This is a genomic window from Helicobacter cynogastricus (assembly GCF_900197855.1).
Lineage (GTDB): Bacteria > Campylobacterota > Campylobacteria > Campylobacterales > Helicobacteraceae > Helicobacter > Helicobacter cynogastricus.
The window spans coordinates 183,357-202,645 of sequence record NZ_FZMQ01000011.1; the positions used below are offsets into that span (position 1 = coordinate 183,357).

The window sequence follows — 19,289 nt, forward strand, 5'->3', positions numbered from 1 at the left end:
AGATATTGATCGGGTTTATCATAACCTCACGCACTCTAACGCCTTCTTTCGCTATGTCATTGACATGAAAAAGTCTTTTGGAGCTTGATTGATTTAAGCCCTTATTTCTAACTATTCAAAGCCTCGATAGCTATCGAGGCTCGTTGTGTCTGTCTTTTTATTGCAATTTGCGATCCGTTTTGTGATTTGTTTAAAAAAAATATAAGCCCTGTTTTGATTAAAATAACAAAGATTGGTGCGCCTCAATCCAATCTAGTATGCGTTCATTAAAAGGATAGACATGCACACACCACACTCTACAAGTAGTCGCTTCTTTTTCAAAATACTTTTAGGAAACGCTTTTGCTGTATGTATTCCCCCTTGCTCGGCTTTTGATTATAAAATAAGCGGATTTGCCAACCAAGCTTCTGTTATTGGATTTAACCAGCATGCTGTGGAGAAAAATAAGGGAATTTATCCGATGCAACAATACGCTACTATTGCAGGGTATCTCTCTTTGGGCTTCTCTTTATTGCCAAAAGAGCTAGAAAGCAAAGGGCATAGCTTAAAAGGGCTCGTTGGAGGGATAGTTGGAGGTGTACTCTTTGATGGGACTAAACGCTTTTTAGGTGGCTCGGTTGTGTATCAAAGATTTGGCTACTACGATGGGTTTTATGGCGGAAGCGCGGATGTTTCACAAAGCGACTCGATTGCTGTCAAAAACAGCAAACTTTCTAACTTTAGCCATCATTATGTATTCAGTGATGCCTATTTGAATTACACCTATAAAGATTACTTTGGGATTAAAGCTGGGCGTTACCTCTCAACTGCTTCTTATAAAAGCGGACAAACAGAGGGTTTTGAAGTGTGGGGGCAGTATAAAAGAATCCGCCTTTGGTGGTTTAGTTCTTGGGGGCGTGCTTATGCTACAGGACCTTTGGTGCGTGATTGGTGGGCTTCACGAGTGGTTTATAGTGAAGGTTACAGCAAAAATGACTTAGGGGGGTTTACTCCACATGGACATAAAGTTTCTTTAGGCACTCACGCTGTACAACTCACTTACAAAAAACACCACTTATTACTGGAGGGGTTTTACTACTTTTCGCCCAAAATGTTTAACGCTCCGGGTTTTAAAGTTGGCTGGGATAGCGATCCTAATTTTAATGGGGAAGGTTTTCGGTCCAATAGCGAGCTCATCGCCTTTTTCCCCTTTTACCCTCCGTGGATGATGATTAAGTCTAATGGCACTACCATTTATCGTTACGATAACCCCGTAAGTGCTAATGGACAAAGCTTAACTATCCGACAACGCTTTGATATCAACCAATTTTACATTGTGGGGACTTTTTATAAAAACTTCAAAAATGCTAATGCTTACATAGGCAACACTGGTAATCCAGCTGGGGTTGAACTCTATGGCAACAGCGTTTGGGCAGGGTATGAGGGTACAGCCTTAAAAGCCAATGCTATTACCGGTGCCATCACCTACGGAGGAGTGCATTTTAAAAAGAAGCTTGCATGGCGCATGACTTGGCAATGGAGTAGCGCGCCAGTGGCTTATGAGGGGCGAATGATTGTATCACTAAGCTATCAATTCACGAGCTTTTTAAAAGGAATAGTAGACATCTCTTATTATGGGATACACACCAACAAGGGTTATCAAGCAGGGTTAAACAACTTCTGCGATCCGAGTAAAACCTATTGCAGGGGTGGGTATCAGGATCGTAGCGCGCTCTATACCCAACTCATTGCCTCCTTTTAATCTTTTTGGGCTTCTAATTGTGCCAACTCTTGTGGCGTAAATATTCGACTCTTGAGATAAAAACTCTTGCCCATGCCATATTCTAGGGAAAATTCGCTTCCCTCGATGTTTTGCACATCTAAAATTAATTGAGTGTGCCCTTGATATTCTTGTTGTTTTGCATGCAGATAAAAGCCCACGCCCTCCACTTCGCCTAACCACACATCATTAGAGCCTAGCTTAAAATCCGCCTCAGCATAAACAAGCACCGCGCTCCCATCACAGCACCCGCAGGAGTGATAAAAAATAAACCCCTCCGGGTGGATGTTTTTAAGCTCTGTGATGAACGCGCGCGCTACCTCGGTAGCGACCACGCGCTTTGACATTAGAAGAATCCTAGCTTATGAGGACTATAGCTCACCAAAATATTCTTAGTTTGTTGGTAATGCTCTAGCATCATCTTATGTCCTTCGCGCCCAATTCCGCTCTGTTTATAGCCCCCAAAGGCAGCATGTGCGGGGTAAACATGGTAGCAGTTGGTCCATACACGCCCAGCTTTGATCGCGCGCGCCACGCGGTAGGCGCGATTAATATCCCTTGTCCACACCGCCGCACCCAAGCCAAACATAGTGTCATTGGCAATCTCTAAGGCTTGCTTTTCACCTTTGAAGGTGGTTACTGCGAGCACGGGGCCAAAGATTTCCTCTTGGAAGATGCGCATTTTATTATGCCCCTTGTAAATGGTGGGCTGGATGTAGCATCCTTTTTCCAACCCTTTAATATGGTTTTTGCCCCCACCAATGAGGCATTCTGCACCCTCTTCTTTAGCCACTTGCATATAGTTTAAGATGGTGTTAACCTGGTTTTCATCCACCTGCGCACCCATCATGGTATCTAGCTCTAAGGGGTTGCCCACTTTGATCGCTTTCACGCGCTCTAGGACTTTGTGGATGAATTTATCATAGATTTTTTCATGGATGAGGGCACGCGAGGGGCAGGTGCATACCTCACCTTGATTGAGCGCAAAGAGTACCAAGCCCTCAATCGCCTTATCTAAGAATTCATCTTCATGCTCATAAATATCTGGGAAGAAAATATTAGGGCTCTTGCCTCCTAGCTCTAAAGTGCAGGGGATGATATTTTCTGTGGCAAATTGCATGATTTGTCTGCCTACAGCTGTAGAACCGGTGAATGCCACCTTAGCAATTTTAGGACTGGTAGCTAAGTGTTTACCAATTTGTCCTCCGCTACCATTGACTACATTGACCACACCAGCGGGTAATAAATCCCCAATAATTTCTAAGAGTACCAAGAGGCTAGCAGGCGTTGGCGAAGCGGGCTTTAACACAATAGCATTGCCCGTAGCCAACGCGGGCGCAAATTTCCAAGCCGCTAGCAAGAGAGGAAAATTCCAAGGGATGATCTGGCCAACCACACCTAGGGGCTCATGAAAGTGATATGCCACTAAATCCGTGTTAATATCGCTAATACCCCCCTCTTGGGCGCGGATACAGCTGGCAAAATAGCGGAACTGATCGATAGCTAAAGGAATGTCAGCATTTAGGGTTTCGCGAATAGGCTTGCCATTGTCCCAAGTTTCGGCATAGGCGAGCTTTTCTAAGTGCGCTTCCATGCGATCAGCGATTTTGAAGAGAATCTGTGCCCTTTGTGCCACAGGAGTGGTTGCCCAAGCGTCTTTGGCCTTATGGGCAGCGTCCAAAGCCTTTTCAATATCCTCTGCAGAAGATAGGGGCACTTCACAGAGCATCTCCCCATTAATGGGGCTTTTATTGGCTTTATACCGCCCCTTGATAGGTTTGACCCACTCCCCGCCAATATAGTTCTCATAACGGGATTTGAAAATTTGCTTATGATCCTTGTAAATACTCATATACCTTCCTTTTGATCTTATTTTAGAGATTAGGACATTTAGGTATCCACAGAATAGGATCGTACCTAGCCTAGATTAACATAGTTGGTAGGAAAGAGAAGTAGGGCACAAGTATTGCCAAATTGCCGTTACAAATTGTAATAAAGGATTGTAAAAGTGGTGAATCTAGCGCGTAGAATGGGCACGCTTAAGAAAATAAAAAAGTCCTACCAGCAAGAGTAAGCCCACCACAAACCCTGTAACTTTGGAAAGAGTGAGGCTGGCTACCAAAAAGGCAATCATTGCACACCCCGCTGTGAGAGTAGCATAAGGTAACTGGGTCAAAAAATGGCTCTGCACAGAGCAACCTGCTCCAGTAGCAGAAAGAATAGTAGTGTCAGAAATAGGCGAAGCGTGATCGCCATAAACAGCCCCAGATAGAATCGCAGAAATGACTAGCACAATATCTCCCCCCACCACGCTCACCATTCCCGCCCCAATGGGCAACATGATCGCAAACGCGCCCCAGCTAGTGCCTGTAGTAAAAGCGATGAAACCTGAGATGAGAAACAAGAGTAAGGGCATGAGCAAAAACACCCCTTGAAAATGGGCAATCAAACCAGCTAAATACACGCCTGTTTGCAAATCATCGCGAATCATCGGTCCAATAGCCCACGCCAAGATTAACACCCAAATCGCCCCAGCCATGCTTTTAAACCCCTTGAGAAAAAGAGAGGGAAAAGCCTTGGGGGGCAAATACCCATATGCCAAGATAGCTCCAAATCCTAGAGAAAAAAGCCCGCCAAAAAAGAGGGCAAAGGCGGTGTCTGTGTTTTGAAAAATGCTTAATAAATTTTTGTGATCGCTGGTGCTATAGCCCGTGTAGATGATTAACGCGGTGATGCTTACAATGAGCGCGAGGATACTCAAAAGCAACACGGACACGGGGGCGTTTTGAGCGTGTTTTGTTAAATCAAATTCTTGCAAATCTGTTACGCCAACATTTTTATATTTTTGCATGGCGGGCAGGTTAATCTGCCACACAATGGCTAAAAAGACAGCTATGAGCGCAAACCATGCATAATAATTGCTCCCAATACTGCTTAAGAGGAGCGCAAAGCTATCCTTTAGTAAAGGCGAGCCTTCATTTTGCATCACCCCCACAATATAAGCCCCCCAACTAGAAATGGGCACTAATAAACACACGGGCGCAGAGGTGGAGTCGATAATGTAAGCCAAACGTTCCCGACTGCTCTGGTGCGCGTCATTGAGAGACTTGCTAATCTGCCCCACAATGAGGGCGTTAAAGTAGTCATCAATAAAAATCACCAGCCCAGCTAGAAGGGCGATACCCTCAGATTGGCGCGCGCTTTTCACATAAGCCCTTGCGCGCTGAACAAAGGAGTTGATCGCTCCAGAGGCAGCGATAATTTGACTTAGAATGCCCAAAATGATCAAAAAACCAAAGACAAACAAACTACTCAAATTTAGCTGTATACCTTGAGGTGTGGCGTGGTAAAAAACAGCACTCATTTTATGATAAATGTAGAGAACAATATCCCACAAATGCCCATTGGTTACTAGCAGCGCGCCCAACACCATGCCACTAAACAAAGAGAGAGCGACCCGCTTAGTAAAGATCACCATAAAAATTACAAATAGAGGGACAGAGAGACTAAGTAGGGAATGGCCCATAGATTCCTATTCAGTAGAGCTGGCCGGGAGAGAGGGATTCGAACCCCCGGAGGTGTTACCCTCAACGGTTTTCAAGACCGCCGCTTTCAACCACTCAGCCATCTCCCGTCATAAACAAAAATAGAATTGCAAATTTGGAGGCGACACCCGGATTTGAACCGGGGATCAAGGTTTTGCAGACCCATGCCTTACCACTTGGCTATGTCGCCATGGTGCCCAAAGCCGGACTTGAACCGGCACGGTATTGCTACCGAGGGATTTTAAGTCCCTTGTGTCTACCTATTCCACCACCTGGGCTAATCTAGGCTTACGCCTAGAGTGGAATTAAGACTAATAGACTGCGCTTAGATGCCTAGTGGCACTAATCGCCCTGAACGATTGTTGTGTACTTGCCAAAAATACCTATAAAGTTGGTTGCCTTACGACTTACCATTTTGATTTTAACGACACCACCATTTTTAGCTGCTTTTTCTACAGAACAATTACCACCGGCAATGAGACTGAAAATGCTCCAACAACTAGCACGCCCTTCTTTAGAGTGCCTTACATCATTTCCAGAGACCGGCATGGTCACCCCTGTCCAAAAAGTACCCTGTGGCAAAGGTGATGCACAACCACTAATCAAAATGCCAACACACACACACACACACACACACACACACACACACACACACACTAGCAAGCTTAACTAATCGCATCACAACTCTCTTTTTTTATTTGAAAATGGAGCGGGAAACGGGGATCGAACCCGCGGCCCCGACCTTGGCAAGGTCGTGCTCTACCACTGAGCTATTCCCGCAAAAACCACAATTTTAGCAGGACTTATCTAAAAAGTCAAGCCCTAAAGCCTTGTTTCAAGCAGTCTTTTGGTATAGGAGTGTTTGGGCGCGCCAAAGACTTCGCTAGTTTTGCCGCTCTCCACTACCTGCCCTTTTTCTACCACCAACACAGAATCACAAATGCTCTCAATCACATCCAAATCATGGCTAATAAAAAGATAGCTCAAATCTAGTTTTTCCTGCAAATCTAGGAGCAATCCTAGTACGATCTTTTGCATGCTCTTATCCAGCGCAGAAGTGGGTTCATCCATCACCACCACCTGCGGGTGCACGATGATCGCGCGCGCGATGGCGACGCGTTGGCGCTGTCCCCCACTCAGCTCAAAGGGGTAGAAGGTCAAATGCTTGGCTTCCAAACCCACCGCCTCTAAACTCTTTTGAGCCACCTCTACACTCCCCTTAATACCCGCCCCATGAAAAGCCTCTAGTAAAATCTCTTGCACACTCCAACGCGGATTTAAAGAGGCATAAGGGTTTTGAAACACCATTTGTAAGGATTTGCGATAAGGTTTAAAGGTTTTGCGATTGAGTTGGTGCACGCTTTTACCTAAAACAAATTGTTCCCCCACTGAGGCAATCAGCTTTAAAATCCCCAAAGCTAGTGAGCTTTTCCCACTGCCCGACTCTCCGATAATGCCCAAAGTCTGGCGCGCGCACAGGCAGAAACTCACCCCATCAATGGCTATACGCACCTTATTAGCCCCTAAGAAGCGTTTTTGCACATAGTGCACCCCAAAATTTTGTAGTCTCAAGGTTTCCTCGCCCTGCTCTAAGGGCTTTTTGCGCGGGAGGGCGCGCGCTTCTAGGAGCATTTTAGTCGTGGGATGGGCAGGGTTGGCAAAGAGAGTTTTAATCTCATTGTGTTCGCATAATTTTCCCTCTTGCAGGACATAGACATATTCAGCCAGCCACTGCACCGCACCTAGATCGTGGCTGATGAGCAAGATCGCCATGTTGTGCTGCGCACTCAAGGTTCTTAGAAGTTCTAAAATCTGTAATTGTACCTGCGCGTCTAGGGCGGTGGTGGGTTCATCGCAAATCAAAAGTTTAGGGCGATTGATAATGCTCATGGCAATGCTCACGCGCTGGTTTTGTCCCCCACTGAGTTGGTAGGGATAACGCTCTAACAAATCCATCCCTAAGCCCACCTGACTCATCGCCTCTTCAAGGCGTGCGCTAAATTCTTGCTTGGGACAGGTTTTATGCAAGCGCAGGCTCTCAATAATTTGGTGCTTGATTTTATGTAAGGGATTGAGCGCGCTTAGGGGTTCTTGGGCGATATAGGCGATGTCTTTACCCCGAATATTGCGTAGATGACTAGGCTTGAGGGTGAGCAAATCGGTGTCTTCAAAAAGCACCTTGCCACTCAAGGGGCGCACAAAGGGGACTAATTGCAAAATGAGGCGCGCTAGCGAACTTTTCCCACTTCCGCTCTCTCCCACTAAAGCCACCCTCTGCCCTGCCTCCACGCTCAAGCTAATATTTTGGAGCAAAAACCCCTCTCCTACTTTGGCTTGCACGCTCTCTAGGTGCAACAAAGCTTTATTTGAAGTTGGTGGCATCAAAGGCATCTCTTACTCCTTCTCCGATGAAAACCAAAATAGACAACAAAAGCGCGATGGCAAAAAATCCCACTAAGGCCAAATGTGGGGCATAAAGATTGTTTTTACCTTGATCGAGCAATTCGCCCAAAGACGCGCTACCAATAGGCATCCCAAAGCCTAGAAAATCCAAGCTGGCTAGCGCGCCCACACTCCCAGCCATGATAAAGGGGATATAAGTCGTGGTGGCCACCATCGCATTAGGCAGGATGTGATAAAAAATCACACGCGCATCGCTCACGCCCAAAGTATAAGAGGCGCGCACATAGTCCATATTGCGCCCGCGCAAAAACTCCGTGCGCACCACTTGGGCTAACCCCATCCAAGAAAAGGCCAGCACCAAGAGTAAAAGCCACCAAAAGCTAGGGGTGAACATGCTGGAAAGAATGATGAGCAAAAAGAGCATAGGAATCCCGCTCCAAATTTCAATAAAGCGTTGCCCCAAGAGGTCTAAGAGCCCGCCATAATACCCCTGCAACGCTCCCACAGCCACACCCACCACCACGCTAAAGGCACTCAACAGAAGCGCAAAGAGGATTGAAACCCGATACCCATAGATCAAACGCGCCAGCACATCGCGGGCTTGATCGTCTGTGCCTAGCCAATGTTCCCAGCTAGGAGGCGTGGGCGCGCTCTGTTTTAAATCCATAATAATGGTGTCATAAGAATAGGGGATAAGGGGGCGGATCACAAAAGCATCTTTGAGCAGGTGGTTTTTGACATAGGGGTCGTTATAATCCGCACTGGTGTAAAAATCTCCCCCAAAGGTGGTTTCAGGATAATCTTTAAAGATAGGAAAATACGCCTTGTGATCCTTGTAGATAAAAAGAGGCTTATCATTGACCCACAACTCTGCACCTAAGCAGAGCACAAAGAGAGCAAGAAATATAATAAGTGCCCACAACGCCCGCCTATTCTCCTTAAACGCCCGCCAACGCCGCGCATGTACATTCACCACAACAAACCCCTTTTAGTGATGCATTATTTTACTGCAAAAAGCCTACAGGGGGCTGGGAAAATAGTGCAAATAATTGCTTTTTAGAGGTTAATTTTCGGCATAACACATAAAATTTAGTGTATGTGGCAGGGGCAACAATCGTAAAACAGGGAAGGCATGAAGGCAACCGCTACAAACCGCCTAGAAATTGTATACATAGTTGAAATACATCGCCACATTGCGTTTATAGGTAGTTTCTAGGCTAGAGTCATGTAGATTACCTTTAAAGTAGTAGTTTGTGGCTAGAGGGATGCGCAGACCTATTTCAAAGCCATTGTGCTTGTTTACATTGGTTCTAAACCCAATGTTGAGAGGGATTTGGAAATAAGTAGAATTCATTTTGGCTTTACCTCCTTGCTCATTGATGCGACTCATTTCTGTATGCAAAGTGTGGTAGCTTGGAACAACCCAACTGCTCCCTGCAAGCATAAAGCCTAGAAACATTCCTGTGATGTATCTGCCATCCTTGCTTTCATAGAAGTTATAAAGGGCGTCCATACCCACGCCATAGACAAGGTCGTTTAGACTTGCAATATTTTTGTCATAAAATACCCCTCTTTGGTAACTAAAACTGCCGTAATAGCGCAAACCCCAGCGTTTTTTCTTGCCAAAAAATTGTTTATAACCGACTTGGACATCCACTCCATACATGTTTGCATGAGAATTCATGGTTTGGTTGGCTAAACCTATCCCCCCAGCTGTCGCTAAAAACTCTTGAGGACTGGTTTTTTGGTAGGCTTGCAGTTCTTGCTGAGTGGCTTTGAGGTAAATCAAGAGTTTATTAAGATTTTCGATGATCGACTGGGTTTCTTGTTGTATGGAATTTGCAGGTAATTTTGCAGAAATTGCCAATGGGATAGTTCCACTAGCCAAGCCCTCTAATAAGGTGGCGCGCATTTGAGAAGCTTGAGCCACCAAAACATGGAGATTAGTTTGCATGGCTTTTAAATCTATCATATTATCTTGCATGCTATGTTCAAGATTTGCAAGGTTCTTTTGGAAAGAGGGGTTAATTGCACTTGCTATCTGGCTGGTTAAGCCACTATCCATACTGACATATTTTTGCATTCCGGATATAATACTTTGTATAGCCTGAGCGGGTGTATTCTGATCCAAACTGCTGATGATGGTGCTCACAGCGTTTTTAATTGTTTGTTCCACCTGACTAAAGTAGTTATCTATAGCTGATTGGATGTTGGTTTCTGTTTTATGAATCAAGGAATCAATGAGATTTTCAAGAGATGTAGTGTTGGAAGTTTTGTTGCTTGTTGTCCCTTCTTTTTTGTTGCTAGTAGAAGCTATTTTATCATGACCAACACCTGTTCCTGAGTTTGTTTTTGGGCTAGAGGTTGGGTGAGAGTTGTGGCTCTGTATTTGGTTTTGAAGATTGGCAATAGAAGCTTGTGCTGTTTTGACTGCTTGTTTGGCATTAGCTTCTTCCAACTGAGATTGTTTAAGCGTTGCTTGATCTTTGCTGAGTTGATTTTGCGCATCTGCGTGGTTTGTTTGTGCCGTTTGTAAAGCTGTAGCGGTTTGCTTGAGCTTATCTTGTGCTGTATTGACGCCTGTTACGCGTTAATTACATTTATACTAGCGTTATCTTGATCTATCTTAGTGTTTTGTAACGCAGCTTGAGTATCGATGAGTTGATTTTGCGCGTCTAAATTGTTTGAGCTTGCTGTCTCCTGAGCTGTATTGGCTTGGCGCACCTTTCCTTGCGCCACACTGAGTGCTTGTTGTGCAGTGGTTACGGCTTGTTGCGCTTTTTGCAGTGCGACTTGGTCTTTTATTAGGCGATTTTTAGCGTCTGCATAGTCTTGTTGTGTCTTTTGTATAGTCTCTTCCCTAGAAGATATGTCGTTTCGATCCATTTGTATTTGGGTTTGTTCTGCATCTATTTTGTTCTGTATTGGGGATACCTTGTCTTGCATCTGCTGATTATAAGCTGCAGTTGCAGATTGCAGTGTTGCCTCTGCTGCTTTGTAGGCGGTATCTGCTTGGGCAAGTTTTGCTTCTGCCTCCTTTAATGCCGCCTCTAAGCTACTTGTAGTCTGCCAAGACATTGGATATTTTAGATTCATTTTTGCTTGCTCAACCTCAAATTGCGCATTGCTATAATTGATTTTTGCTGTATCATAGGCATTCGATGCTTTTTGATACTTATCCAACCATGGCTTGATTTCCTGTTGTGCAGCCACTAACTTGGGCTGATTCACCTTAAGTGCTTGTTCATTTTTAACAATATCCTCTTTTTCATCTTGGATACGCTTGTTGGATTGTTGAATAAATTCAAGGTATCCTTTCATAGAACCCTGATCTTCTCCTACTTGTATCTCGGCAAGGGTTTGATTTGACTGGGCTTGCCCAAGTGTCTCTTGTTGTTTGTGAAATTGTTTTTGGGCATCCGCATAATTTGCATCTGCACTCTGCAAAGCCGCATTAGCTTGGTTAGCCTTTTCTTGGGCTATGTTAAGTGCTTGTTGAGCAGTGGCTACATTGGCTCTAGCATTTGCTAGGACCTGCTTGGCATTCTTTAATTGTCCTTGTGCGGCACTTAGGAGATGTTGGAGTTGTTGCGATTCTGTAAGAACAAAAACTTGAGGATTTAACATTGACACTAAGGTTTGGCTGGTTAAGAAATTTGTGTCTACAATCTTTGTGTTTCTCATATCTTTACTTTCAATCCCCTGTAAAAAAGAATTTAAGAGAGTTACAACAAGTGCTAGACACAAAGGATAACTTGAATATCTGCGCAAAGAGTGCCTATTGATTTGCTTAAATGACTTTCTCACAAAATTTCCTTTATTGGTTGTGTTTTTGTATGTGGCTACTTACCCCATCACAAAAAAGTTTGTTAGTAAATTGATAATCTAGGTATAAACATCGGGGGGTTAAGGGTAGGGCTATCTAAAAACTCTGAGCATAAAAAAGAGCAAGCATCGCTTATTGTGTTTGCACCACGGCTTTATCTGTGCTAGAGCGATGCTAACTAAATTGCCTTCATTTAGATCAAATGATCTTAGAGTGCAGTTGAAATGAAACTTAGGAAAAGTCTGAGGCTTTACAAATGGGGGGGGGGGGGGGTAAGGACTCATTGGCGGTTTTGTTTTGGATTATTATTGTTTGATTGCTGTAGGAAGTTATTTACATTCACAGCAGTTACTGGAGCTGTAGAGCTGAAAGGATTCTTTTGCAACTGAGGACCTACTTGGCTCTTAGTAGCTTGGGTCATTATTAGAATACTGAAACCCAATTTCTCCATAAACTCCGCTGTTTTCAGCGTTGAGAGGGACTAAAATAAACCCCAAAAGACCTAGCATTACAACTAACGACACTTTTTGCATGAAATCTCCATTCTTCTATACTCTATTAGGTCCAAAACATCACAAAGTCCAATATTGCTACAAAAAGCCCATTGCAACAAATTTTGTTGAAAAATCTTATTTAAGCCAACAGATATAGCACTCACACGAGCAAGAAACTGTAAACCAGCCAACTGAGCTGAGACACAGTTAGGCATGATGACGCAGACAAGATTTTTAGAAGAGTTAGTTTTGTTGGGGGGGGGGGGGGKTGATCATTTCTTTTTAAAGAGGTGATCAAATAAGCTAAGAGGGACTTCGCGCATGCTTTGTCCACACTTGGGACAAGTGTCGCCCATTTGCGCTAAGTCCGCTCCACTCAAGCAATCACTCTTGAAGCGCACAATTCTAGAATACCCACAAGAGCACACAAGTTTATAAGGTTTAGGAGGTAACATAGCCAACCTCTCTTAAAGCTTGTAGCAGGTTTTCATATATTTCCTTTCACAAAGCGCAGCATTGTAACACATTTCGCCTTGCAGAATCTGCATTAAAAACCAAATGCGGAGGTTTATGTTTGAGTTTATTTTGTCAGCTCAATAACTCCGACATCTTGCCAAAAGTTAGAATTAATCAAATTATGCTTTAATACTCCGTTAATATCGTCAGAATGGAGCTAGTGGTGGGAGTCAGTGGCGTTGCATCACATCCTTACTTTGGGGTGTTTGTCTTATTGGTCTTTAGTTTCCTAGTTTTTAATTGGACCTTGCGCATACAGCGATTCATTAGCCGTAAGTTGGCGCGCAAGCAAAATGAAAAACTCAAGCTTGCCGCCTATGAGTGTGGACCACTCGCCCTAAAGCAACAAAACCGCGTGAGCCATCAATTCTATGTGATGGCGGTGCTTTTTATTCTCTTTGATGTGGAGATTGTCTTTATGTTCCCTTGGGCTTTGGATTTTAAAGAATTGGGCTTTTTTGGCTTTTTTGAGATGCTAAGTTTTATTGGCTTGCTTGTGGTAGGCTTTGTGTATGCCCTAAAGAAAGGAGCGTTAGAATGGCACAGCATGCAGTGAGTTATTTAAAAAATGGGGGGTTACCCATCGCCTTGACGACTTTAGATCGCTTGCTAAATTGGGGGCGTAGCAATTCGCTATGGCCTTTGACTTATGGCTTGGCGTGCTGTGCGATTGAGATGATGGCAACGGGGGGCTCGCGCTTTGACTTTGATCGCTTTGGCACGATCTTTAGGGCATCGCCCAGACAATCGGATGTGATGATCATCGCGGGCACTCTCACCAAAAAGCACGCCGAATTTACCCGCCGTCTTTACGACCAAATGCCTGAACCTAAATGGGTGATCTCGATGGGCTCGTGTGCGAACACGGGAGGGATGTTTAACACTTACGCCACCGTGCAGGGCGTGGATAGAGTGATCCCTGTAGATATTTACCTGCCCGGGTGCGCGCCCCGCCCTGAGACCCTGCAATACGCCTTAATGGTGTTGCAAGATAAAATCCGCCGCCAAAAGGCATTGCCTGAAAACAACCCCAAACGCTTGATCTAAAGGCTTAACTATGGTTAGAAAACAACGCCCTAACGCCAATGTCCAAAAGCAAGTCCACTACTCCGATCGTTTCTATGTCGTCCCCCCCACGCCCAAAACCCCCATTGTGGGCTCGCCCTATGAGGTGATTTTTAACCACATCAGCTATCACCACAAGGTGCTAGAAAGTTTTATTGAGCTAGGCAACGCGGTCTTTGTCATCGAGGTTAGCGAGGTGGCACAAGTGGCTGAAAGGTTAAAGAATTTGGGCTATGAGAGCTTAAGCGAGATGAGCGCGATCGACTTTTTAGAAAAGCGCGGGGAGTTTGAGCTGTTTTACCAATTTTTATCCTATTTGCCCGGATATGCCAATAAACGGCGCGTGCGCTTAAAAGCCGTCCTTAAAAAAGGAGAAACCCCCCCCACTTTAAGCCACTTATACCGCTCGGCTCTGTGGAGCGAGAGGGAGGCTTATGACATGTTTGGCATTGTCTTTGAGGGGCACACGCACTTAAAGCGCATTTTAATGCCCGATGATTGGGTAGGCCACCCGCTATTAAAATCCTATCCGCTTAAAGGCGATGAGCACGCTGCGTGGTATGAGGTGGATAAGATTTTTGGCAAAGAGTATCGAGAGATTATAGGACCAGAACAAAGAGATAGCGCGCGGGTGGATGAAAAGGACACCTTTAATTTCTCTAAAGTGGGGCATGAGCAGGCTAAAGGCTTGCCCTTAGAGGACAAGGCGGGCAAATACAGCTTTGAAAAATCCCTTTTTGTCAAGGATTTACACAGCCAAGAGCCCACAGAGCTAAAGGAGCGCCCTTAAATGGCACAAATCTTTACCAAACTCAAACCGCAATTTGAAAATGTCCTCTTTGAGCGCGATGATAAACAAATGGTGATTAACTTTGGTCCCCAGCACCCCTCTTCGCATGGGCAGCTGCGCTTGATCTTAGAGCTCGAGGGCGAGAAAATCACCAAAGCCACGCCAGAGATTGGCTACTTGCATCGGGGCTGTGAAAAGCTGGGCGAGAACATGACTTACAATGAATACATGCCCACCACTGATAGGCTGGATTACACCTCTTCGACCAGCAATAACTACGCCTTCGCCCGCGCGGTAGAAACTTTATTAGGCGTGCAAATTCCTAGGCGCGCGCAGGTGATTCGCACCTTGCTTTTAGAATTAAACCGCGTGATCTCCCATGTGTTTTTCTTGAGCGTGCATGCTCTGGATGTGGGGGCAATGTCGGTATTTTTGTATTGCTTTAAAACCCGCGAGTATGGGCTGGACTTGATGGAGGATTATTGCGGGGCAAGGCTCACGCATAACGCCATTCGAATCGGGGGCGTACCCTTAGATTTGCCTCCTAATTGGCTAGAGGGGCTAAAAGCTTTCATTAAAGAAGTAAGAGAGATGCATAAGCTCATTAGCGGACTGCTTGATAGCAATCGCATTTGGAAAGCCCGCCTAGAGAATGTGGGCACGATCACAAAGGAGCAAGCCAAATCGTGGGGGGCAAGTGGGATCATGCTAAGAGGCACGGGGATTGCCTATGATGTGCGTAAAGAAGAGCCCTATGAGCTCTACCCCGAGCTAGACTTTGATATTCCTGTGGGCAACAATGGGGATAGTTACGATCGCTACCAACTCTACATGCTAGAAATCTTGGAGTCTTTACGCATTTTAGAGCAATTAATCCCCATGCACGCCCCCACAGACCCTAGCATTATGGCGCACGCCCCGCAGTATTTTAGCGCGCCCAAAGAGGACATTATGACTCAAAACTACGCCTTAATGCAACACTTCGTGCTGGTAACTCAAGGCATGCGCCCCCCACAAGGTGAGGTGTATGCTCCCACCGAGTCGCCTAAGGGCGAGTTGGGCTTTTTTATCCACTCAGAGGGCGAGCCCTACCCTTATCGCTTAAAAATCCGTGCGCCTAGCTTTTTTCATATAGGCTCTATGCAAGATATTTTAGTGGGGCAGTATTTGGCTGATGCGGTTACTATCATTGGCTCGAGCAATGCGGTGTTTGGGGAGGTGGATCGATGAAGCGTTTTGATTTAAGGCACTTAAGAGATGAGCCAAATAGCGCGGTGATCGCGCGCATGCGGGCGATTTTAGATGAAAGCGTTAGCCCCGGGGAGGTGGTGATTTTTATGTTTGAAGTGGTGGATTTTGACATTGTGGAGCAGAGCGCAGAGGCGATCAGGGATCGGGGGGATGTGTTGATGAACTCTTTGCGTTTTAATCGGGTGGATTGGACTTTAGTGGTAAAAAGGGCTGATGCATGCCAAGCATAGAAATTGATGGGCAAAAGGTAGAGTTTAGCGAGGGGCAGACCATTTTAGAGGCAGCGCGTAGCGCTGGCGTTTATATTCCGGCCATTTGCTATTTGAGCGGGTGCGCGCCCACGGTGGCGTGTAAAATGTGTATGGTGGAGGTGGAGGGCAAAAGGGTTTATGCCTGCAACACCAAACCAAAGGCTTGTAGCAAGGTAGAAACCAACACCCCCGCCCTCATTGCAGAACGGCAGATGATCATGCAAACCTATGATGTCAATCACCCCTTAGAGTGCGGGGTGTGCGATAAAAGCGGGGAGTGTGAATTGCAAGACATGACCCATCGAACTTTAGTCGATCGCCAACCCTTTAGTGTACGCGACAATCTAAAGCCCTTTGCCTTTTGGGCGCAAGCCTCCTATGACCCAAACTTATGTATCATGTGTGAACGCTGCGTTACTACTTGTAGCGACAATATCGGGGATAGTAATTTAAAGGCGAGCAAAGCCAATTTACATGCTCCGGATAAATGCAAGGCAGACATGCCCAAAGACCCCTTTAGTGTGTGGAGTCGCAAACAAAAGGGCATGATCGCCTTTGTGGGCTCCACCCCTTGCTATGATTGCGGGGAGTGCATTGCTGTGTGCCCTGTGGGCGCGATTGTCTATAAGGACTTTAGCTACAAGGCAAACGCGTGGGAGCTCAAACACATCGACTCGACTTGCATGCATTGTGCAGCCGGGTGTTTGCTGGATTATCAAGTGCGCCACTTTGACACGCTAGGCGAGCAACAAAGAATCTTTAGAGTGGGCAATGACTTTTATCACAACCCCATTTGTGGGGCGGGGCGTTTTGCCTTTGATCTGCACGCCTCTAGGCAGGGGAGCACAAACATAGAGCAAGCGGTGCAAAAGTTAAAAGAAGCTAAGGCGGTGTATATCGGGGGAGATACTAGCAATGAAGAAGCTTACTTGGTGGAGCAAATGCGCCAATCTTGTGGCTTTAGCCTGCATAATGACAAACTTTACGCCTTCCAAGAGTTTTTAGGTGTCTTTAACCCTAAATGGCACGATTTGGCCGATTTAAAAAAATCTAGCTGTGTGCTAAGTCTAGGATCGCGCCTTAAAAATGAAAACCCCTTACTCAAATACGCTCTAGCCAATGCGCTCAAAGTGAATAAGGGCACAAGTTTGATTTACGCCCACCCGCTAGAAGATAGTGCGCTGGAGAAAATATGCCGTAGCGTGGTGCCTGTGTGCCACGCAGTAGGGGCTGAGGAGATCATCTTAGGGGCGTTTTTAATGGCTTTAGGGATTGATAGCCCGAGTTTGCAGAGTTTAAAAAATAGTCAAATCACTCAAGAGCCCGAGCCCAAGCTAGAGCCTATCCAAGAAGCTCCTCAAACAAGCCAAGAGCGAGCCCTTATAGAAGATGAAGAGCATGCCTGTGGCATAGAGGAAGCTGAAACCAAGCCCGAGTCAAAACCCCCTGTCTATGCTATGCTAGAAAGTGCCAAACTAGACAGCCCCACTTATGAGAAAATCAAAGCCCTCATTGAAAAAGCCCCCAGTGTGGCTCTTCTAATCGGTCCAGAGATTTACACCCACCCCAAAGCTAAAAATATCGCTTTAATGCTGCAAGAGGCAAGCAGCTTAGAGAAATTAAAAATCTTTTTGATCCCCCCAAGTGCGAATGCTTTAGGCATTGTCTCCATTTGCCAGCTTGAAAAAGACAACAAGGCTAGCCCTAGTGTGGGCGTGCGCGCTAAAGGGGATTTTGTGCTAGATAGCGATTGTGTGGATATAAATGGAGTGGCACAAAATGCGGTGGATTTTATTTTGCCAAGTTTCAATCAAGTAGAGGCGACCATGACAAACCTAGAGGGACGGCTCTTGCCCCTGCGCCCGGCTTTAGCCTATGAGGGGCTAGATTTAGCCGACATCGCCCAACACTTTGGATTGTATGGGGAGAGCCTCATTGAATACACCCATCTATTACCCCAAGAAAAGGGCTTTTTACCCATTAACTACGATGATTTGACGAACTTTTACGCCAATGACAAGAGCAACCACAGGGGTTATAAACTCCAAAATACCCCTAGCCAAAGCAAAGAGGCTAGCCAACCCATCAGCCCGCTTGAGAGCGTGCTCGAGTTTAACGCCTACTTGCAATTTGCCGAAACACAATTTAACACCCACACGCTCAAGAGCCAAAACCTGCAACTCAAAGAGGGCATTTATACCTCTAAGGAATATTTAGAGAGTTTGGGGCTAGAAGAGGGCGCGCTCATTAGTCTTAGCAAAGAGGGGCGCACACTCAAGGGCAAAATTTACATCGATCACAGCCTAAAAAAGGGCGTGTTTATGGTAAGCCCTAGCCTCGATCAAGCGCAAGTCTTTACCAGCAGCCCCTTTGAAAGCTTAGAGTGGGAGCGCGCATGAGTGCTGAGATCATAGAAACCTTAATTAAAATCTTAGTGGTGGTTTTAGTTTTTGCTGGGCTTGGGGCGTTTGGGACTTATTTAGAGCGCAAGGTGTTAGCCTATTTTCAGCGCCGATTAGGTCCGACCTATGTGGGTCCTTTTGGACTCTTGCAAGTGATCGCTGATGCGATCAAGCTTTTCACTAAAGAGGACATCATCCCTCAGAATGCGAACCGCTTGATTTTCTCCATTGCCCCCGTGATCGCGATGGTGAGCGCGTTTGTGAGCATGGCACCCATTCCCTTTTTTGGAGATTTTGCTATTTTTGGGCACACCATCAAGCCCATCATCTCAGACATCAATGTCGGCTTGTTATTCTTCCTGGCAGTGGGTTCAGCGAGCATTTACGCCCCCCTTTTAGCTGGGTTAGCCTCTAATAGCAAATACTCGCTCATTGGGGCGGCGCGCGCGACCATACAGCTACTAAGCTTTGAAGTGGTGAGCACCTTAACGATCTTAGCCCCGATCATGGTGGTAGGCTCTCTGTCCTTAGTGGAAATCAACCACTACCAAGAGGGCGGGATGTTGCACTGGCTCGTGTTTAAACAGCCCCTAGCCTTCTTTTTATTCTTGATCTCTAGTTATGCTGAGCTTAACCGCACCCCCTTTGACCTCTTAGAGCATGAAGCCGAGATTGTCGCCGGGTTTTGCACGGAGTATAGCGGGCTTAGATGGGGGATGTTTTTCTTAGCCGAATACGCCCACTTGTTCGCCTTCTGCTTTGTGATCTCTTTGATTTTCTTTGGGGGTTACAATGCGTGGGGCTTTATTCCCGGAGGAATTGCCATTTTAATTAAGGTCTGTTTCTTTGTGTTCTTGTCCATGTGGGCGCGCGCGACCTTCCCCCATGTGCGCCCCGATCAGCTCATGCGCATGTGCTGGAAGATCATGTTGCCCTTAGCCCTACTCAATATCCTAGTTACTGGGCTTATCATTTTACTTTAGGAGG

18 protein-coding genes, 4 tRNA genes and 1 pseudogene are annotated in these 19,289 nt (G+C 45.8%); 9 read left to right on the top strand and 14 right to left on the bottom strand.

What is annotated here, in order from left to right:
- Nucleotides 1-88, top strand: a pseudogene (locus tag C6H00_RS09145) (zinc-binding dehydrogenase); the annotation flags it as partial.
- Nucleotides 89-280: 192 nt separating this feature from the next.
- Nucleotides 281-1,741, top strand: coding sequence for an outer membrane family protein (locus C6H00_RS06030; RefSeq protein WP_104750098.1), 1,461 nt, complete (start codon nt 281-283; stop codon nt 1,739-1,741).
- Here the strand turns inward: C6H00_RS06030 and C6H00_RS06035 are convergent.
- The 14 genes from C6H00_RS06035 to C6H00_RS06100 form a co-directional block, all read right to left on the bottom strand.
- Nucleotides 1,738-2,106 (bottom strand): DUF779 domain-containing protein, encoded by a 369-nt coding sequence (locus tag C6H00_RS06035; protein ID WP_104750099.1) that lies wholly within the window; start codon nt 2,104-2,106, stop codon nt 1,738-1,740. The two genes, C6H00_RS06030 and C6H00_RS06035, sit on opposite strands and share 4 nt — an antisense overlap.
- Nucleotides 2,106-3,611: an aldehyde dehydrogenase family protein gene (locus tag C6H00_RS06040; RefSeq protein ID WP_104750100.1), complete on the bottom strand. Its 1,506-nt coding sequence runs from the start codon at nt 3,609-3,611 to the stop codon at nt 2,106-2,108. Before C6H00_RS06040 ends, C6H00_RS06035 begins: the two co-directional genes overlap by 1 nt.
- A 165-nt stretch (nt 3,612-3,776) precedes the next feature.
- Nucleotides 3,777-5,285 carry a Na+/H+ antiporter NhaC family protein gene (locus C6H00_RS06045; RefSeq protein ID WP_104750101.1) on the bottom strand — a complete coding sequence of 503 codons (1,509 nt, stop codon included), beginning with the start codon at nt 5,283-5,285 and terminating at the stop codon, nt 3,777-3,779.
- A gap of 20 nt (nt 5,286-5,305) precedes the next feature.
- Nucleotides 5,306-5,393, bottom strand: a tRNA-Ser gene (locus C6H00_RS06050).
- A gap of 27 nt (nt 5,394-5,420) precedes the next feature.
- A tRNA-Cys gene (locus C6H00_RS06055) sits at nt 5,421-5,494 on the bottom strand.
- A 1-nt stretch (nt 5,495) separates the two neighbouring features.
- Nucleotides 5,496-5,582, bottom strand: a tRNA-Leu gene (locus C6H00_RS06060).
- A gap of 64 nt (nt 5,583-5,646) precedes the next feature.
- Nucleotides 5,647-5,907, bottom strand: coding sequence for a TRL-like family protein (locus C6H00_RS06065; RefSeq protein ID WP_199769207.1), 261 nt, complete (start codon nt 5,905-5,907; stop codon nt 5,647-5,649).
- Between the two features lie 102 nt (nt 5,908-6,009).
- Nucleotides 6,010-6,084 (bottom strand) — tRNA-Gly (locus C6H00_RS06070).
- Between the two features lie 42 nt (nt 6,085-6,126).
- Nucleotides 6,127-7,662 (bottom strand): dipeptide ABC transporter ATP-binding protein, encoded by a 1,536-nt coding sequence (locus C6H00_RS06075; protein ID WP_199769208.1) that lies wholly within the window; start codon nt 7,660-7,662, stop codon nt 6,127-6,129.
- Nucleotides 7,663-7,666: 4 nt separating this feature from the next.
- Nucleotides 7,667-8,683 (bottom strand): ABC transporter permease, encoded by a 1,017-nt coding sequence (locus C6H00_RS06080; RefSeq protein ID WP_104750103.1) that lies wholly within the window; start codon nt 8,681-8,683, stop codon nt 7,667-7,669.
- Between the two features lie 180 nt (nt 8,684-8,863).
- The gene (locus C6H00_RS08840) at nt 8,864-10,165 is read right to left on the bottom strand and encodes an outer membrane protein (RefSeq protein WP_233704450.1); all 1,302 of its coding nucleotides are present in this window, start codon (nt 10,163-10,165) and stop codon (nt 8,864-8,866) included.
- A 125-nt stretch (nt 10,166-10,290) separates the two neighbouring features.
- Entirely contained in the window at nt 10,291-11,154 is an 864-nt protein-coding gene (locus C6H00_RS06090; protein ID WP_158655741.1) for a coiled-coil domain-containing protein, read from the bottom strand.
- A 783-nt stretch (nt 11,155-11,937) separates the two neighbouring features.
- On the bottom strand, nt 11,938-12,066 hold the full coding sequence (locus C6H00_RS08990) for a hypothetical protein (protein WP_267892000.1): 129 nt from the start codon (nt 12,064-12,066) through the stop codon (nt 11,938-11,940).
- Nucleotides 12,067-12,299: 233 nt separating this feature from the next.
- Nucleotides 12,300-12,482, bottom strand: coding sequence for a hypothetical protein (locus C6H00_RS06100; protein ID WP_104750105.1), 183 nt, complete (start codon nt 12,480-12,482; stop codon nt 12,300-12,302).
- 212 nt (nt 12,483-12,694) lie between these two features.
- On the opposite strand from C6H00_RS06100, the gene C6H00_RS06105 reads away from it, so the two are divergent.
- Genes C6H00_RS06105 through nuoH form a run of 7 tightly spaced genes read left to right on the top strand, consistent with a single transcriptional unit; the run spans nt 12,695 to nt 19,285 of the window.
- Nucleotides 12,695-13,099 carry an NAD(P)H-quinone oxidoreductase subunit 3 gene (locus C6H00_RS06105; RefSeq protein ID WP_104750106.1) on the top strand — a complete coding sequence of 135 codons (405 nt, stop codon included), beginning with the start codon at nt 12,695-12,697 and terminating at the stop codon, nt 13,097-13,099.
- The gene (locus C6H00_RS06110) at nt 13,081-13,590 is read left to right on the top strand and encodes a NuoB/complex I 20 kDa subunit family protein (protein ID WP_104750107.1); all 510 of its coding nucleotides are present in this window, start codon (nt 13,081-13,083) and stop codon (nt 13,588-13,590) included. The genes C6H00_RS06105 and C6H00_RS06110 overlap by 19 nt, the downstream gene beginning before the upstream one ends.
- Before the next feature lie 10 nt (nt 13,591-13,600).
- Nucleotides 13,601-14,398: an NADH-quinone oxidoreductase subunit C gene (locus tag C6H00_RS06115; protein WP_104750108.1), complete on the top strand. Its 798-nt coding sequence runs from the start codon at nt 13,601-13,603 to the stop codon at nt 14,396-14,398.
- Nucleotides 14,399-15,628, top strand: a complete 1,230-nt coding sequence (gene nuoD, locus C6H00_RS06120) for an NADH dehydrogenase (quinone) subunit D (protein WP_104750109.1) — start codon at nt 14,399-14,401, stop codon at nt 15,626-15,628.
- Nucleotides 15,625-15,879, top strand: coding sequence for an NADH-ubiquinone oxidoreductase subunit E family protein (locus tag C6H00_RS06125; protein WP_104750110.1), 255 nt, complete (start codon nt 15,625-15,627; stop codon nt 15,877-15,879). The genes nuoD and C6H00_RS06125 overlap by 4 nt, the downstream gene beginning before the upstream one ends.
- The gene (locus C6H00_RS06130; protein ID WP_104750111.1) at nt 15,867-18,299 is read left to right on the top strand and encodes an NADH-quinone oxidoreductase subunit G; all 2,433 of its coding nucleotides are present in this window, start codon (nt 15,867-15,869) and stop codon (nt 18,297-18,299) included. The genes C6H00_RS06125 and C6H00_RS06130 overlap by 13 nt, the downstream gene beginning before the upstream one ends.
- A complete protein-coding gene (gene nuoH / locus C6H00_RS06135) occupies nt 18,296-19,285 on the top strand; it encodes an NADH-quinone oxidoreductase subunit NuoH (protein ID WP_104750112.1) in 990 nt (329 codons plus the stop codon). The genes C6H00_RS06130 and nuoH overlap by 4 nt, the downstream gene beginning before the upstream one ends.
- The last annotated feature ends 4 nt before the right edge of the window (nt 19,286-19,289 follow it).